Below are 16,910 nucleotides of genomic sequence, written 5' to 3'. Positions count from 1 at the left end.
AAACCAATGAAATTTTTCTTTTTCCCTACCGGCCTTGCGGCCATGATCCTGCTGGCATGCACGATGAAGGAGACAGCAAACGTCGTTCAAACCGTGCCCCCAACGACGCTTGCCGAAGCGTCTCCGTTTCCTGTCGGATTTGCCATTAACCCATCCCCCATGCAGAACAATGCACGGTATCGGCAGACTGTAACGCAGGAAGCAAGCAGTATCACGGCAGACCTGGCCATGAAGCCCAGTCGGATTAGTCCACAAAAAGGGGTGTTTAACTTCGAAGGGGCGGATTATCTGGTTGACTTTGCCCGCTCACAGAAAAAAAGAGTACATGGGCACACGCTGGTGTGGTACATCAATACCAGTCCGGAATGGCTGAAACAACTCCGCGATTCGACCGAACTGGAAACAACGTTGCGGGAGTATATCCAGACCGTTGGTACGCATTTTAAGGGAAAAGTTGCTTCCTGGGATGTAGTCAATGAAGCCTTCGACAATAACCAGGGAGCTATCCGCCGGGATTCGGTTGATAAATCGGGCCGAACGCTGTTCAACGTTGGTAAAATTTTGGGGAATGATTATGTAGCCCGGATGTTTCAATACGCCCATAAGGCCGACCCGGGTGCTAGGCTCTTTTACAACGATTATGGCCAGGAAACCATACCGGCCAAACTCAACGCCATTGTGGCGATGGCCACTGATTTTCAACAGCGTGGGATTCCTATTCATGGGCTTGGCCTACAGATGCACATTAGCATCGACACTCCTGATGCGGGTATTGAAACCGCCATTCGCAAACTGGCCGACACGGGCTTGCTGATCCACATTTCGGAACTGGACGTTGCCATGAACCCGGGGAAGAAGAAGGATTTCATCGCTACGCCGGCACTCATCGAGCAACAGTATCAGAAATACAAATTTGTGGTCAGTACCTACAAAAAAGTCGTACCCGTCAGTCAGCAGTTTGGCATCACGTTCTGGGGTGTCGACGATGGTACGTCCTGGATACCGGGCCATTGTCAGTGTACGGATTATGCACTGCCATTTGACGCACAATTTGCCAGGAAGCGCGCTTATCAGGGCTTTCTGGATGGATTACACTGAACTGATGATTTCCTGAAATTTTCCTGAGTCTCCTCACATTCCTTTCCCAAGGCAAACAGTCTCCATATCTCAAAAACACGAAACGATGACGACTTCTCCCTCTAGCAGCCCCATTACTCCGCGTACTACTGTCAGTTACCTGACTACTTGTCAGTTACCCGCCATACTCTACAAAACGTTGTTAATCGCTTTTGTCCTTGTTTATGGCCTGTCGACTTGTACGCAGGCACAATCCCTCTCGGTAAGCATGAATTACCCGGCGTTCAGATCGTCATTTATTACAGGATCACAGGTAAACATACAGGCAACGGCAACGGCTCCTGCCGGCGAGACGGTGGCTAAAGTTGAGTTTTTCCTGGCTACGTTTGCAACGGGTCCTAAAACGACGACCAAACTGGGTGAAGACTTGACGGCTCCTTTTTCTTACACCTGGACGATTCCGGAAGGTCAGATTTCCTATAATGAACTGAGTGTAAAAGTAACCAGTTCCACAGGAGCCACGGCGGTGCAGGGAGGTACGGGTTACATCCGGGTAGACGTATATGCGCCTAACCACAATGGTGGAAAAAAATACTATGTTCAGGCCAGTGCCCCGGCAACCAACACGGCCGGAACGCTGGCTGCACCGTTCAACACCATTCAGAAAGCAGTAGATGTCACTACGCCCGGCGACAGTGTTTTTGTGATGGCCGGAACCTATACCAATACGGGTACAAGTGATGTAGCACTCATCCGACGCACCGGCACCGCCGATCACTGGATTGTCTATACCAACTACCAGAACGACAAACCCAAACTGTCGTTTACGGGCTGGCAGGGCTTTAACCTGGTTCCCGGAGCTGCTTACATAAAGATACAGGGTTTCGAGATCGAAGGAAACAATAGAAACGTAACGCTGGCTGAGGCCCAGCAGCAGCCTGGTGCTTGTGAGGGCCCCAATCCGACGGCAATAAGCTCGGCGTTGCCTAAGTTTAATGGGAACGGAATCTCAGTCAGCGGGCGGACAGGCGGTAACTTTCGACCCCACCACATTGTCCTTGCCGATAACATTGTTCACGATTGTGGCGGAGGAGGCATTTCGGTTATCGAGAGTGACTACATAACGATCGAGAACAACACGGTCTACAATACCTCTTGGTACACGATTTTTGGCACCAGCGGAATTAGCGTGCTCAATAGCTGGAATTATGATACCAATTCCGGGGCACCCCGATTCATCATCCGGAATAACCGTTGCTACGGCAATCGCTTGTTCATCAAATGGAATAACAACGGGCTGTGCAAAATCACCGACGGTAACGGTATTATACTCGATAATAACAACGACCGGTTTGGTGCCAACCCACTGGGTGCTTATTCGGGTAAGTTTCTAATTGAAAATAACCTTATTTACCTCAACGGAGGTCGGGGTATCAACCTCAACTACACCAATAATGTGACGTTGCTCAACAACACCAGTTACCAGAATGCGGCCAGCCCTGATATTGAGTCAGATTTTACCATGCGCTACTCGGACAATACCCGTTTTTATAACAACATCTTTTACGGGCGGGCGGATAAACCACTGACGTTAGTTGTAAACTCACTCAATCTTCAGCAGGATAATAACCTTTCATTTGGTGGTACCGGTGAAATCTCCTATTTCACCGGGGGCCAGAACAAGACGGGGCTCAACCCCCAGTTCGTGGATGCTTCAACCGGTGATTTCCAGCTCGCCAGCACCAGTCCTGCCATCAACGCCGGTAGTTCGACACCGGGCCAGTTTACGGCTAAAGATATTCTTGGAACAGCGCGTCCCCAGGGATCGGGCACCGACATCGGGGCGTATGAATTCCAGGGAATGCCCATCCTGATTACTCAGCAACCCGCCAGTAGTTCAGCCGTTTGCACGGGCGCGAGCGTCAGCGCATCGTTGAGCGCCGATGGAGCGGTTCAGTCGTATCAATGGTATAAAGACGGGAGCGTCCTGACGGGAGTTGCCTCAGCGACCACCGCCACGCTGTCGCTCACCCACGTAACCGCCAGCGACCAGGGCACGTATTACGTAGTGATTACTGGTTTCAATAGCCTCACATCGACCGCGTTTAACCTGACTGTCAATGCCCCCCCCACGGTTGGTTTGTCGGCCAGTGGCACCATCAGTTGCCTCACCCCAACCATTACCCTGTCCGCAACGGCCGGTTCAAACCTTACCTATACATTTAGCACCGGTGCCACCCAGCTCGACAATGGCAATACGGCCACTGTCTCACAGGCCGGTACGTATTCGGTGCTGGTCACCTCCGCCGACGGTTGCACGGCATCCGCTTCGGTCGACGTATCGGGAAATCTGACTACGCCCGATGCACCTGCTGTCAGTAGCGTAACGGCCACTCAGGGAACGGGCAACGTAACCCTGGTCGTCTCCAACTGTTCGGGTATGGTGAATTGGAACGGAACCGATGGCAGTAGCTCGATGGTGGTCTCTACCTCTGCGGTTGGCGAGTTCGTCTACTCGGTAACCTGTAAAGTAGGCGTTTGTGTCAGTCCAGCCACCAGCGTGACCGTCAGTGTCAGGGCACTTCCGGCCAGCCTGCGTGTTCACCATCGGGATGCCGACAACAATCAGTTGGCAAACAACATGATTCGACCCTATCTGAACCTGTATAACGAAGGCAGTAATTCCATTCCGTACGGAGAAATCACCGTCCGTTATTGGCTGACGGTGGAAAATTTTTCTCCCCTGACGAACCTGACGGTGTATTGGTCACAACTGGGTACGAACAAGGTCAGCATGAAGTACGTACCGCTGGCCCAGCCGCGTCAGGGCGCATTGGGCTACGTGGAATATTCGTTCGATGCGTCGGCCGGAACTTTAGCCGGGGGTAGTAGTTCGGGCGAAATTCAGACGGGTGTGGGCAAACAGAACTGGACGAATTTCGCTGAATCAGACGACTACTCCTTCGCGTCAAACGGTTCTTACACCCCCAACGACCGAATCACGATTTACCGAAACGGCACGTTGGTGGGTGGTATTGAGCCAGCGTTAATTCCGGCGGTGACCACCCTGAGGGTGTACTCGGAAAACAAAAATGGTAACTCGAACACCAACCAGATCAGTACCCACCTGAAGGTGACCAATGAAGGCAACGTAGCGGTAGACTACAGCCAGCTAACGGTTCGCTACTGGTTCAGTTCGGAGGGCGATAACCCTTTGGTTTACACCCTAGATTACGCCGAATTGGGTAATAACAACATCCGCAGCCGATTTGTCAGAGAGAATCGGGCGGGCACGGATACATACCTGGAACTGAGTTTCGGGCCTGCGCTTAGTCAGCTAAATCCATTGAGTTCAACGGGCATCATTCAGCAGCGGATCAACAAAAATGACTGGTCGAATTTTAACCAAGTCAATGACCATTCGTATAAACCGGCGGGTGTGCTATCGGAAAACACCAAAATTACGGCTTACCTGAACGGATCGCTGGTCTATGGCCAGGAGCCAGCCTCCGCCGGAGCCCGTATCGGCAACGATGAGTTCGCTTCAGCAATGCAGGCCACGGTGCTGGGCAATCCGCTGCCAGGGGGCAGTGAGACTGTCGAAGTAGAAGTAAGGGGTGTTGAAGGGCAGTCCCTTTGGGTATCGCTCACCGATGTGCAGGGTCGGCTTCTTTCCCGCCATCAGGTCGAAACGGCGAGCACTGTGGAGCGTTGCCGACTGCCGATTACGCAACAGCAAACGGGTATTTTCCTGGTACAGGTACGTACCGAGCGGGAGAAACAAACCATTAAAGTGTTAAAATGACGTAAGCAATCGCGCAGAATCAGAGATGAATATTTTAGGTAATGTATTGCTTAACAGCTAATCTACTACGAAAGATGTCATCTCTGATTTTTCTCAATAACGTAATGTTTTTCAGTCATTTAACCGGACGATAGTAGATCAGGAATGAAAAAAGAACGTTTCCTTCTATTCTTTTTCTTCGTTTTCTGTTTGTGGACAGGCTTTTGTGTTGGGCAAAAACCTTCATCCAAAAACTATAGATTATGGTATGACAAACCCGTACCCATGCTGCCAATTACGAATCTGGATTCGCTCAATGCCCAGACATTGGTAGAAGCGACCCCATTGGACCCTGCCTGGGAAAACTGGTCGCTGCCGATTGGGAATGGCTACATGGGTGCCTCGTTGTTTGGCCGGACGGTAACCGAACGGGTGCAACTGACCGAAAACAGCATGGCCGCCAAAAGTCTCTACGGTGGTGTAGGCTTAACTAATTTTGCCGAACTATACCTCGATTTCAACCACAAAACGCCCCAGGAGTATAGACGTAGTTTACGGCTCAACGATGCGGTGTCAACGGTGAAATACGAACAGGACGGGGTCGTTTACGAGCGGGAATACATCGCCAGTTTCCCGGACAAAGTACTCGTCATTCGGTTAATGGCCAGCAAAAAAGGCAAACTGTCGTTTACCGTTCGGCCCGAAATTCCGTACAAAAAACCATTTGGTCCGGCATCAAAAAACAATGGACGGATGGGCCGGGTATCGGCCCAAAACGACCTCATTACGTTGTCGGGCAAGCTGGAACAACTCAACATCCTGTTTGAAGGCCAATTCAAAGTCATACCAACGGGCGGTACGCTGAAAGCCTTCACGGACGCGGAGGGTGATAACGGAAAGATTGTGGTTACCGGCGCTGACGCAGCCCTTATTCTGGTAGCGGTTGGCACAAATTATAAATTAGACAGCTCCATTTTTGAGGAGCATACGAACACCAAAAAATTAGCCGACACCACTTCGCCCCACCCTAAGGTTACGGCTATTATGGAAAAGGCTTCGGCTAAACCTTATACTGACTTGCTGGCGGCTCACAAAAAAGACTACACTATGTTATTCGCAAGAGCCACGGTCGATTTTGGCGCAAACGAGTCGAAATTGACAACGGACGCGCTGTTGAAGAACTACAAAGCGGGCGTAATTGACCATTACCTCGAAGAATTGTACTTTCAGTATGGCCGATACCTGCTCATTTGTTCGTCCCGTCCGGGTACGCTGCCACCTAATCTTCAGGGCATCTGGAGCCAGTACGACGTCACGCCCTGGACGGGGGGCTACTGGCACAACATCAACATACAGATGAATTACTGGCCTGTCTTTACGACTAACTTGAGCGAACTGTTTCAGTCGTTTGCCGATTATAACCTGGCTTATCGCCGGGCCGCCACCAAGGGAGCGACGGACTACATTAGACAAAACAATCCCAACAGGCTGATGGCGGGTGAGGGCGAAAATGGTTGGACCATTGGAACCGGGGCGAGTGCCTATAACATTTCAAAGCCGGGCGTTCATTCTGGGCCGGGCACTGGCACGATGACCACTAAACTGTTTTGGGACTATTATGCGTTTACGGGCGATGAAAAAATCCTGAAAAAAATCACCTATCCGACCCTGTTGGGTATGTCTAAATTCTTAGCCAAAGTAGTGGTCGATACGGCGGGCCTACTCCTCACGTATCCATCATATTCCCCTGAGCAACGCTGGCAGCGAGTGAAAGAGCATTATAAAACAATGGGCAGCGCGTTCGACCAGCAAATGATCTACGAAAACCACCAGGACGTACTGAAAGCCGCTAAACAATTGGGCGACAACGATCCTTTTTTGGCTGTAATTCAGTCTCAGTTACCGAAGTTAGACCCGGTTCAGGTTGGCTGGTCGGGGCAGATTAAAGAATACCGGGAGGAAAATTACTACGGTGAAATCGGCGACCCTCAGCATCGCCATACGTCGCAGTTGGTTGGCCTGTTTCCGGGTACCCTCATCAACTCGACGACCCCCGCCTGGCTGGATGCTGCTAAAATAAGTTTGAATGGACGGGGTGATAAAGCAACGGGCTGGGGCATGGCGTTCAAGCTGAACCTTTGGGCAAGAATTAAAGATGGCGAACGAGCCTACGCCTTATACTGGTCATTGTTGCAGAAAGGAACGTTAAACAATTTATGGGATACTCACCCACCTTTTCAAATCGACGGCAATTTTGGCGGAACGGCGGGCGTGGCCGAAATGCTCCTGCAAAGCCATGAAGGGTTTATTGATCTCTTGCCCGCTCTGCCGCATGCGTGGAAAACCGGTGCTTATTCGGGTTTGGTAGCACGGGGAAATTTTGAGGTGTCTGCTAAATGGGCTGATGGACAAGCGCAAAAGTTTATCATCAAATCCAATGTAGGTGGTATTTGCCAATTAAGATATCCGGATATTCAACAGTCTACTGTGAAAAAAGCTACAGGGAACAACGTAACTGTCACATCAAAAAAGCGGGATTTTATTGCGTTTGATACCAAGATGGGTGATGTGTTTACTATAACGACTATACCGGTTTATAGGGCAGTTAGCAATCCGTTAAACCTAAGTATCAAAGAGCAGGACGACGAAAAAGTCGTTATCCGTTGGAATAAAAGCCCTGACGCAGTTGCGTATAACATCTATGCTCATGTAGGCGATTCCCCGCACTACGACTTAATTCAAGCGAACAGCACAGAGACTAAGGCTGAGTACAAAATCACAGGCATGAAAGGTGCTAAGCACGGGAGATTGAGGGTCACGGCTGTTGATAAAACCGGCCGAGAAAGCAGTGGCCTCATAGTGCAAGTGGTCTATTGATAAGGCAAAACCGGCGGAGGAGCAGGGCCGTTTATTACTACCTAAAAAAGGCAATGTTGTATAAACCTAACGTACCTGCCAGGGCCATGACAGACGCTATGAAGGAACAGTTTATGAAACGGGATGTCATCAACGAGCTGTACTCTCATGATGATTTTCTAAACCCCCTCGGTCGGCCGTTCATGGGTTCGCGGGGCCCGTACAGGTGGACTGTTCGTGAAACCAGAGGCATCAGGAGAGCTATCGCAATTGTTGCGTGACATGGCTCTGGCGGCTAAAATCGCCAACCGGGAAATTAACTGGGCCGGCTTGGTCGATATAACTGGGAGGCTGGGTTCGGCTAACATTCAGGGTGAACATCAGCAGAAGCTGGATGCAATCGCTGATATTTGTTTCTGCAGGGCCTTGACAAATGGGGGACGAAGTGGTGGCTATTGTTTCAGAAGACAAAGAGCTCATAATTCATACGGCCAACTACCAGGCCAAATACGTTGTTGCCATTGACCCACTCGATGGTTCATCGAACATTGATGAAAACGTATCAATTGGCACCATTTTTTCCATTTATCAGCGAGTAACGCCGGTTGGTGCTCCGCCTGAACTAATCGACTTTTTGCAGGGAAGTCGTCGGCAGATTGCGGCCGGGTATATTCTCTACGGGTCTTCGACGATGCTGGTCTATGCAACTGGGCATGGCGTTAACGGCTTTACGTATGACCCTTCGCAGGGAGAGTTTTTTCTTTCCCATGATAACATTCGCTGTCCACAAGCCGGAATGGTCTATTCCTGTAACGAAGGCTACGCCCCTACTTTTTCGGACGGTGTGCAGCACGATTTGCATCAATGCCGAAATCGTAGCTATTCGGCCGCTATATTGGTTCGCTGGTTGGCAATTTTCACCGAAATCTGCTCAAGGGCGGTATCTTTCTTTATCCGGCCACCTCAGAAACTCCGCAGGGTAAGCTTCGCCTGTTGTATGAGTGTTACCCGCTGGCTTATTTAATCGAACAGGCAGGTGGACAAGCTTTCGACTGGGAAGTAGATATCCTGGATAGTATGCCCCAAACCACTTATCAACGGTCAGCGCTGTTTGTAGGTTCAACGGTAATGATGGACGATCTTTTTCAGGTGATGCAACTCCCACATCCAAGCTAATGAATTCACAATATAAGGGGGGACTAGCATAGGGTAAGGACAGAAGCAGTAGGCTTTATTAACCCAACATAATAGAGTAAGTATTGCCGAAATACTTACTTTTAATTTATAAAGGCTTGATTGTCAAATGGTAATAATCTTGTAAGTGATACAATTTATGACTACCCAGGAACTTCAGACCGTGTTGGCTATAAGCCGAACAATAGCCACCATTCGCAAGAAATCTGAATTGCTCCAACTGATTATTGAGCAGCTTCAACCTCTTTTTGGTTTCTATGACTGCGGCTTGTTTGTATTCAATAGGGACAAAACAACGCTGGAGGATTGGGCAGTGAGCATGCCTACCATCAGCCCATCGGAGGCCAATGTGCTACTGGCCCAGCAGCACGCGGCTGTGTTTACGTATTCGGGGTCAGTCTTTGAGTGGGTGTTCGATCGATTAAGGTCGACTAATGCGCCCTTCATTCATAATTATGAGGATCAGGTACCAGGCTGGGTTAATTATGTTCAGGCGTCTGTCATTGACACCATTGGCTATGAAGAATCGATGGTCGCTGTACTGCAAACTGGGGGTGACGAGATTGGCGTATTTATGGTTAATTCGTTACAGAAAGGTACCTTCCAAAAAGACCAGTGTATTTTATATCAAGCCATTGCTGACCAAGTAGCTGGAGCCGTGGCTAACATTTTGGCTAATGAGGAGATTCTGGAACGGGAATGGGAGAAGAGTCAATTACTGGAGATCAGTCAGGCCATCGCTAGGGTTCAGAATCATAAACAGTTGCTTAAAGTTATTTACGAGAAAATCAAGCCAATATTCCCTTACGACAATGCGGGTTTGTTTGTCTTCGATAAAACAGGGGAATGGTTTCGCGAGCTGTTGGACACCGCTGTACTGGCCGATGCCGTGCAAACTGAACTGACAGCGACCCTTGATCTGGGGCCGTTTCCTGTGGCTGGTCATCACCCCAAGGCGTGGCACTACGCACAATCGCCGGTTATCTGCTCGCTAGCCGAACAAGCCCAGTATTTTGACGCTTTAGACATTAGTCAACAATTTGAGGTGGGCCTTCGGCACGGCTTGCAGCAGATGATTGGAGGCCCGCTTACCTGTGGGGGCCGTAAGATTGGGCTAATTAGTTTCAACACAAAGGATAGTAACTTTTACACCCAGCAACACATACCCTTGTTCCAGGCTATCGCCGATCAGATAGCCGTGGCCGTGGCCAATATTCTGGCCAATGAGGAGATTCTCGAACGGGAACGGGAGAAGAGTGTGCTGTTGTCGATAAGTGAGAACATTGCCTCGGTACGCGATAAAGTTGACTTGCTCAAGGTTATCATTGAGAAAATTAAACCTTTGTTCGGTTTCTATGACTGCGGCATACTGGTCATTGATGAAGAAAACCGCTTCCATGATCTGGCCGTTATTCATCCCCATATTGATGATTCTGAGGTCAACCATGAATTAAATAAACTAGGTTTCTTCCAGGATAGCGGACTTGACTATGCTAATTCCGGTCTAGAATGGATCGTCCGTCAACTTGAACGAACGAAGTCGCCTGTTCTGTTCGATTACACCATTGAGCATGCCATCTTCAGCGATAGCTCCATACTGGCCACCATCAGAGGTTTAGGCTATCAGGAAGCGGTGTGCGGTTTGTTGAAGGCTGGCGGATCAACCCTTGGTTGTTTTACTATTAATTATAAACGTAAACAGCAGGCAAATCAAGTTGACCTGGCCTTGTTTCAAAACGTAGTTGATCAACTCTCAGTCGCCGTAGCGAACATCCTGGCTAACGAGGAGATTTTGCAACGGGAGCAGGAGAAGAGTGTGCTGCTTTCCATTAGTGAAGATATTGCCTCCGCCCGCAATACGGTGGAGCTGTTGAGTGTCATCCGGGAGAAAGCCCGAAACCTTATTCCTTTTTACAACACAGGCGTCATCATTGTCGAGGAAGGTGGACAGTACCACTACGATTTAGCGGTTACCATCCCGGTTTGGGATGATTCGGAAGGGAACCGAAAGCTTAGTGAGGCCGGCTTGCACCGCATTGTGCATCCTGATTCGTACATAGACTATGTGATGAAGTTATTAAAGGAGCGGCAAGCACCGATAATTGAAGATTATGAACTACGGTTTAAGCAATTTGACTATCCGTTCTTTCCCGTTGTCAAAGAGGTAGGTGCAAAGGAGGGTCTGGTCGCTTTGCTTCGGACCAGGGGTAAAACATTTGGTACTTTATGGCTTAATTCTCTACAGACAGGATCTTATCATTCAAAACAATTCGAAATCTTCCAGGCTCTGGCCGATCAGGTCGCCGTAGCCGTAGACAACATCCTGGCTAACGAGGAGATTTTGCGACGGGAGCAGGAGAAGTCAAACCTGCTGGCCATTTCCACTGCCATTGCGACCATCCGCGATAAAGACGATCTTTTTCGGGTCATCACCGAAACCGTACGTCCCATCCTGGGCTTCGATGAGGCCGCTCAAATCTTTGCCATCGACCCCACCGACCAGACCATTGGTATATTTCTGCGTAATACCTCCGGGATGATCAGCCAGGATGCCGACTATCAACAGCTAACTCGCCAACGGTTCGCCATTGCCGGATCACCGTTTGAGAAAATTCTGGCCTGGCCCACCGTCTATGTGCTCGACCCGGCAGAGGAGGCTAAGCAGTACCCCCGGTATCCGGGCTTTCCGATCATGGTTCGGATGGGTATCCGCCAATCCATGATTACCCCTCTGCAATACGGTGGCCGGAGCATTGGCACCTTTCACGTATTTTCGACGCGGGCGGACTTCTTTGGCCCCCAGCATTTCGCTTTCTACGAGATGGTGGCTAATCAGATCGCTGTGGCGGTGGCCAACATTTTAGCCAACGAAGAGCTACTCCGGCGTGAGAGCGAAAAGGCCCTGCAACTGGCTGTTTCCAACGCGCTGGCCGATGAACACGACTGGGACCAGAAGTTACTGACCTTAGTTAAAACGATCCAGCCAGCGATTCCCTTCGACTACGCCATTCTCGGCCTGGAAACCGGCGGGCCGATCCGCCACGGCTATGGCTTCTACCGAACCGGTCCCGATGAATATCAAACCCTGCTGGCCGATGATTTTCTGCAACTCAGCCGCCTGACGGCCGAGCAGTACAGCCAGATGCGCCAGCAACTCAATGATTCACAGCCGTTGCTACTGAACGGGGCGGATTTTGAGCAGCATTGTCGACAGTTCGCTCTCAAACAACTCATTAGTCAGACGTTCAGACTGCAAAGTCACCTCCTGTTTCCCATACCGCTCACCCGTGAAGGCCGCTTTACGCTGGCCTTCTATAGTCGCCAAGCGGATACGTACCGATCGTATCACCTTGATTTGTTTCAAAAACTCAGGCCAACCCTCGCTCTGACCCTCGACCGGCTGCTGGCCTACGAAGAAGTAGCGGCCTTGTCTCAGCAGCTGCAACAGGAAAATACATATCTGCAGGAGGAAGTCCTCACGAACTACCGCTTCGAGGAGATTGTTGGCACCAGCCAGGCAGTCCGGGATGTGTTTCAAAAGGTTGGTAAAGTGGGGCCTATGAGCTCGACGGTGCTTATTCTGGGCGAAACCGGTACGGGGAAAGAGCTTGTCGCCCGGGCCATTCACCAGGCCTCGCCCCGACAGGCCAAGCCGCTGATCAAAATCAATTGTGCCGCCCTGCCCGCGCAGCTTATTGAATCAGAGCTGTTTGGTCACGAGAAAGGAGCCTTTACGGGGGCCATTGAACGGCGTATCGGCAAATTTGAGCTGGCCCACGAAAGCACGATTTTCCTCGACGAGATTGGCGAGTTGCCCCTCGAACTACAAGCCAAGCTGCTGCGGGCCATTCAGGAAAAAGAAATTGAACGGCTGGGGTCCAACAAAGTGATTCAAACCGATGTACGGGTGCTGGCCGCCACCAATCGGAACCTGGAAAAAGAAGTAGCCGAAGGGCGCTTTCGCTCGGATCTTTACTTCCGGCTCAACGTGTACCCCATCAAGCTGCCCCCGCTCCGTGAACGCAAGGAAGACATTACCCTGCTGGCCATTCACTTCAGTCAAAAGTTGTCCAAAAAGCTCGGTAAGGCCATTAGCGGCTTCTCAAATGGGGCCATTAAAGAGATGCAGGCCTATCACTGGCCGGGTAATATCCGGGAGCTGGAGCACGTCATTGAGCGGGCCGCCATTGAATCGGAAGGGGGCACGATCCGAAACCTGGGCTTGCTAAAGCGGCCTGAGGGGGAGTTAACGGTGATGATTAATCCCTCCTTTCAGCTTAAGTCATACGCCGATGGGGAGCGCGAATTAATCATGAATACCGTTCGCTACTGCAACGGCCGCATCCGGGGCACGGGTGGAGCGGCTCAACTCCTACAGGTTAAAGCGACCACCCTGGAAGCCCGTATGAAGAAACTAGGCATTAAACGCGAGTTCTTCGTCAACGAAGGGGCGGGGGGCTCAGCGATCCGGTAAGCGTAACGCCCGCCGGGCGTTGCTTACTCAGAGAGCGTCGTAAACTGACGCTTTAGCGGGGAACTGGTCATGAGCTTACCGGCGTCGACAGCGAAGCGTTTAACATGTGGTTGCTGAAAGTGACGTTCCAGTGCCGGTAAGTCCTGCCATTCTTCCTGAATCAGAAATACCTCGGGCTGATCCACCTTTTGGTAGAGTTCGTAACTGAAGCAGCCCGGATCGAGCCGCGATTGTGTGATCAGCGCCTTGACCAGGGGCATCAGCGCGGACTCACGACCCGGCATCAGGTTCAGCGTAGTGGTTGCCAGAATCATAAACGAAAGATTAAGAAGTAGTGATTGGTGTCGAAAACGGCAAATCCCCAAACGGTACCCAATCGTTGACCATTCGATTGGCCAGTTGAAGGGTACCGTCTGGGGTTATTGGCGGGTTATCAGGCCGGTTCCGCCTGAGCCTGGCTGACCTGGTCCATCAGGCCCAGCCCAATGAGCGTATAGCCGTAGCCGCCCTCTTCGAGGAACCGCTGCCGGAAGCGCTGATTGAGGGCAAGACGCGTGTGGCGGAGCGTCAGTGGGGGCTGCTTGATCATCGCCCGGGCCAACTCACGGGCGCGGGGTAAGAGTTGTTCTTTGGGCAGTACTTCGTTGACGACGCCGTAGTCGAGGGCTTGCTGAGCCGTCAGCACCTGACCCGTCAACAGAAAGTATTTACCGCGTACTACACCCAGGATTTCCTGCCAGATCACTTGCGCAATTCCGCCGATAACCATGTGGGCGGCCATGTGAAAATCCTGGAAGGTAGCGTGCTCAGCCGCCAGCACAATGTCATTGACCACCATCAGATCACCGTGGACGTGGGCTGGTCCGTTGACGGCGGCAATCACCGGCGCTTCAATATCGAACAGATTGGCGAACATATTACGGCCATCCCGCGAACCCCGGCTCAGTCCGTCAGGAGTAGTAAAGGCGGTAGGATCAGAGCCCCGGGTACTGGTGCAGAACACATCGCCAGTGCCGGTCAGGATAATGACTTTGTTATCACGGTCGGAGCCGATGTCGTTCCAGGCATAACCCAGCGTGGCGTGAAGGGCATCGGTGACGACCAGCGGGCCGCCATTGTCGTGGAAGGTTACTTCCAGAATGCCGTCCTGGCGTTCCATCTTCAGAAATGGATATTTGTTGGCGTATTCGCTTAGCGTGGCCATAATGGGGTTGGTTTAACCGAATAAGGGAGTTTGAATAAAGAGAAACAGGTTGTTCCGTTGTAGATCGTAGCCGAACGGGTCAGGCCACCGGCTCCTTGAACTGACCGTAGTTTTCCAGCAGCGAGACGCCCAGATAGGCCATACCTGCTCCGGCCTCGTTGAGGACCAGTTTGCGCAGCCGCTGGTTCATCGCTATGCGCGAGTAACGTAACGTCAACGCCGGTATCTCGATCAGTTTCTCGGCATGTTCCCAGGCCCGGGGCAATAGCTTTTCCAGCGGTACTACCTCATTGACAACGCCAAAGGCCAGGGCTTCCTCGGCGTTGAGGGTTTGCCCGGCGAACTGGAAGTAGCGGTGGCGAACCGGTCCGAGGATTTCTTCCCAGATGACCTGCGTATCGCCCCCCGGCACGTTACCCGTTGGGATGTGGGTAGCATCCTGAAATGTAGCGTTGTCGGAGGCCAGGATAATATCACCGCCCATAAAAATTTCGCCGTGGATCGTGGCTGGTCCGTTGATGGCCGTAATCACCGGCACTTCAATTTTGAGCAGCCCAGCTAAAAATCGTTTACCATCCCAGTACCATTCATCGACCTGCTGGGGCGTCATATGGGTGAAGATGTACCCCACCTCACTGTCGACGGCGCTGTTGCAGAACACGTCGCCGGTGCCAGTGATTATAACCACTTTATTGTCGCGGTCGGCGGCAATGTCGGCGAAGGCGTAACCTAGGCCGCTGTGTGCGCCGTTGGTGAAGACCCACGGGCCACCGTTGGTGGTGAGTCGTACCTGTAGGATGCCATCCCGTCGCTCCATAGCGAGAAACTCGTATTTGTCTTTGTACTCGTTGAATGTGCGTTTCATGAGGTCGATTTGTTTGAACGTTTTGAGGACTCGGTTGGCCGGCAACAACGGCTTATTGATAATTCAGATCAACCATGGCTAACCCTTCCAGCGCCAGGCCGTAGCCAGTACCGGCCAGCATCTCCTGCTTTAATCGCTGGGTAACGACTACACGGGTGTAGCGCCGGGTCAGGTTTGGCAGAGCGGCCAGCCTTCGGGCATGCTCCCAGGCGCGGGGCAATACCTGATCGGCCGGCAGTACCTCATTGACGGCACCGTATTGCCTGGCTTGCTGAGCCGTTAGCGTTTGGCCCGTGAGCAGGAAATATTTAGCTCGGGTCAGGCCAATGACAGCCGGCCAGATGACCTGTAAGCCATCGGCGGGAACCAGCCCGGCAGTAAAGTGAGCGCCATCGTGGAAAGTGGCCGTTTCGGACGCCAGGACCATGTCACACAGTAAGGGTACGTCGGAGTGAATGTTCACCGGCCCATTAACGGCAGCAATGACAGGCACTTCAATGTCGAGCAGATTGAGCAGAAGCTGGCGACCTTCCCAGTACAGCGTATCGACACCAACAGACGACGTCAGCGCAGCCGGGTCGGCGAATTGGGCTCCGGCCATAAAGCTTTCGCCCGCTCCGGTGAGAATAACCACTTTGTTTTCCCGGTCGGCACCGATGTCGGCAAAGGCGTACCCCAAGTCGCGGTGCGACTCGTCGGTAATGAGAAAGGATTCGCCTTTCTCGTGCAGGGTTACCTGCAGAATGCCCTCGCTACGTTCCATCTTCAGGTTCGGGTAACGATCGGCGTACTCTTCAAACTGAACAGTCATGTTGCTGAAAATTAAGGTGAAAAAGAATTGGTAAGGCCGTGATATTTGGGAGCAGAAAGCCAGTAGGTTTCAAACTGAACCGATGTTTATGTCAGCGTTGGGGTGGGGTCGAGGAGTTGAACGGTAGCGGCCGTATCCCAGTAAAAGGGGATGATTTCTTTGACTTTACCATCCTGTAGCCGCCACAATTCGGTTAGGGGCATGTCGAGTGGTCGACCCGTCTGGTGGGCTTTTCCTCGCATGATGGCCCGCACAATGACCCAGTCACCGGCATCGAGAAACTCATCGGGCGTGGTTTGAAATCCATCCCATATGTTGAAAATGGCCGTCCCCATCTGCATGAAACCATCGTGGCCCTGGTAGGTGCCACCGTAGGGCAGGGAGGTCGCCTGATGGGTGATGACGTGCTCATCGAGCGATTGGAGAACCGTTGGCAGGTCGTTTCGGGCCACAGCTTGGTAGATGGCCTGGACAACGGCCAAATTAGAGGTAGACATAGACGTAGTGGTTTTTGCGCAGGTTTACACGAATAGTTGTTGATGACGTTTGTCGTGCCAAAGCTGCGTAACGTAATTACGTTGTGGCGCTCAGGGTGACGTCAGTTGATTGCCAAAACGTATGCCAGCCAAAACGGTACTATGTCTG

General features: G+C 51.6%; 9 protein-coding genes and 1 pseudogene. 5 read left to right on the top strand and 5 right to left on the bottom strand.

Features of this window, described 5'->3' with window-relative positions; all coding sequences use genetic code 11:
- Positions 1-6: 6 nt before the first annotated feature.
- From DYU11_RS27185 to DYU11_RS27165, 5 genes and pseudogenes are all read left to right on the top strand, one after another.
- Positions 7-1,098 (top strand): endo-1,4-beta-xylanase, encoded by a 1,092-nt coding sequence (locus DYU11_RS27185; protein WP_119670893.1) that lies wholly within the window; start codon positions 7-9, stop codon positions 1,096-1,098.
- Between the two features lie 85 nt (positions 1,099-1,183).
- Positions 1,184-4,882: a cellulose binding domain-containing protein gene (locus tag DYU11_RS27180; protein WP_119670892.1), complete on the top strand. Its 3,699-nt coding sequence runs from the start codon at positions 1,184-1,186 to the stop codon at positions 4,880-4,882.
- A gap of 264 nt (positions 4,883-5,146) precedes the next feature.
- On the top strand, positions 5,147-7,738 hold the full coding sequence (locus DYU11_RS27175; RefSeq protein WP_158600376.1) for a glycosyl hydrolase family 95 catalytic domain-containing protein: 2,592 nt from the start codon (positions 5,147-5,149) through the stop codon (positions 7,736-7,738).
- A gap of 210 nt (positions 7,739-7,948) precedes the next feature.
- Positions 7,949-8,893: pseudogene (gene fbp / locus DYU11_RS27170) on the top strand (class 1 fructose-bisphosphatase).
- Between the two features lie 157 nt (positions 8,894-9,050).
- Positions 9,051-13,385, top strand: coding sequence for a sigma-54-dependent Fis family transcriptional regulator (locus DYU11_RS27165; RefSeq protein WP_119670890.1), 4,335 nt, complete (start codon positions 9,051-9,053; stop codon positions 13,383-13,385).
- 23 nt (positions 13,386-13,408) lie between these two features.
- Here DYU11_RS27165 and DYU11_RS27160 read toward each other — a convergent pair whose 3' ends face one another.
- The 5 genes from DYU11_RS27160 to DYU11_RS27140 all read right to left on the bottom strand — a co-directional run bounded on the left by DYU11_RS27160 (position 13,409) and on the right by DYU11_RS27140 (position 16,762).
- Positions 13,409-13,699 carry a putative quinol monooxygenase gene (locus DYU11_RS27160; RefSeq protein ID WP_119670889.1) on the bottom strand — a complete coding sequence of 97 codons (291 nt, stop codon included), beginning with the start codon at positions 13,697-13,699 and terminating at the stop codon, positions 13,409-13,411.
- 119 nt (positions 13,700-13,818) lie between these two features.
- The gene (locus tag DYU11_RS27155; protein ID WP_119670888.1) at positions 13,819-14,589 is read right to left on the bottom strand and encodes an enoyl-CoA hydratase/isomerase family protein; all 771 of its coding nucleotides are present in this window, start codon (positions 14,587-14,589) and stop codon (positions 13,819-13,821) included.
- 79 nt (positions 14,590-14,668) lie between these two features.
- Complete coding sequence (locus tag DYU11_RS27150) at positions 14,669-15,454, bottom strand: enoyl-CoA hydratase/isomerase family protein (RefSeq protein WP_147368048.1); 786 nt, start codon at positions 15,452-15,454, stop codon at positions 14,669-14,671.
- 52 nt (positions 15,455-15,506) lie between these two features.
- Positions 15,507-16,265 (bottom strand): enoyl-CoA hydratase/isomerase family protein, encoded by a 759-nt coding sequence (locus tag DYU11_RS27145; protein WP_119670886.1) that lies wholly within the window; start codon positions 16,263-16,265, stop codon positions 15,507-15,509.
- Between the two features lie 86 nt (positions 16,266-16,351).
- The gene (locus DYU11_RS27140; protein WP_119670885.1) at positions 16,352-16,762 is read right to left on the bottom strand and encodes a nuclear transport factor 2 family protein; all 411 of its coding nucleotides are present in this window, start codon (positions 16,760-16,762) and stop codon (positions 16,352-16,354) included.
- Positions 16,763-16,910 lie beyond the last annotated feature (148 nt).

Origin of the sequence: Fibrisoma montanum, assembly GCF_003583365.1 — a bacterium.
Lineage (GTDB): Bacteria > Bacteroidota > Bacteroidia > Cytophagales > Spirosomataceae > Fibrisoma > Fibrisoma montanum.
The sequence above is the reverse complement of the archived record's forward strand: the minus strand, read 5'-3'. Positions and strand labels throughout refer to the sequence as shown.

Excerpts from the sequence above, each read along its gene's own strand:
- DYU11_RS27185 (WP_119670893.1), top strand. The coding sequence starts at position 7 with ATGAAATTTTTCTTTTTCCCTACCGGCCTTGCGGCCATGATCCTGCTG.
- DYU11_RS27180 (WP_119670892.1), top strand. The coding sequence starts at position 1,184 with ATGACGACTTCTCCCTCTAGCAGCCCCATTACTCCGCGTACTACTGTC.
- DYU11_RS27175 (WP_158600376.1), top strand. The coding sequence starts at position 5,147 with ATGCTGCCAATTACGAATCTGGATTCGCTCAATGCCCAGACATTGGTA.
- DYU11_RS27165 (WP_119670890.1), top strand. The coding sequence starts at position 9,051 with ATGACTACCCAGGAACTTCAGACCGTGTTGGCTATAAGCCGAACAATA.
- DYU11_RS27160 (WP_119670889.1), bottom strand. The coding sequence starts at position 13,699 with ATGATTCTGGCAACCACTACGCTGAACCTGATGCCGGGTCGTGAGTCC.
- DYU11_RS27155 (WP_119670888.1), bottom strand. The coding sequence starts at position 14,589 with ATGGCCACGCTAAGCGAATACGCCAACAAATATCCATTTCTGAAGATG.
- DYU11_RS27150 (WP_147368048.1), bottom strand. The coding sequence starts at position 15,454 with ATGAAACGCACATTCAACGAGTACAAAGACAAATACGAGTTTCTCGCT.
- DYU11_RS27145 (WP_119670886.1), bottom strand. The coding sequence starts at position 16,265 with ATGACTGTTCAGTTTGAAGAGTACGCCGATCGTTACCCGAACCTGAAG.
- DYU11_RS27140 (WP_119670885.1), bottom strand. The coding sequence starts at position 16,762 with ATGTCTACCTCTAATTTGGCCGTTGTCCAGGCCATCTACCAAGCTGTG.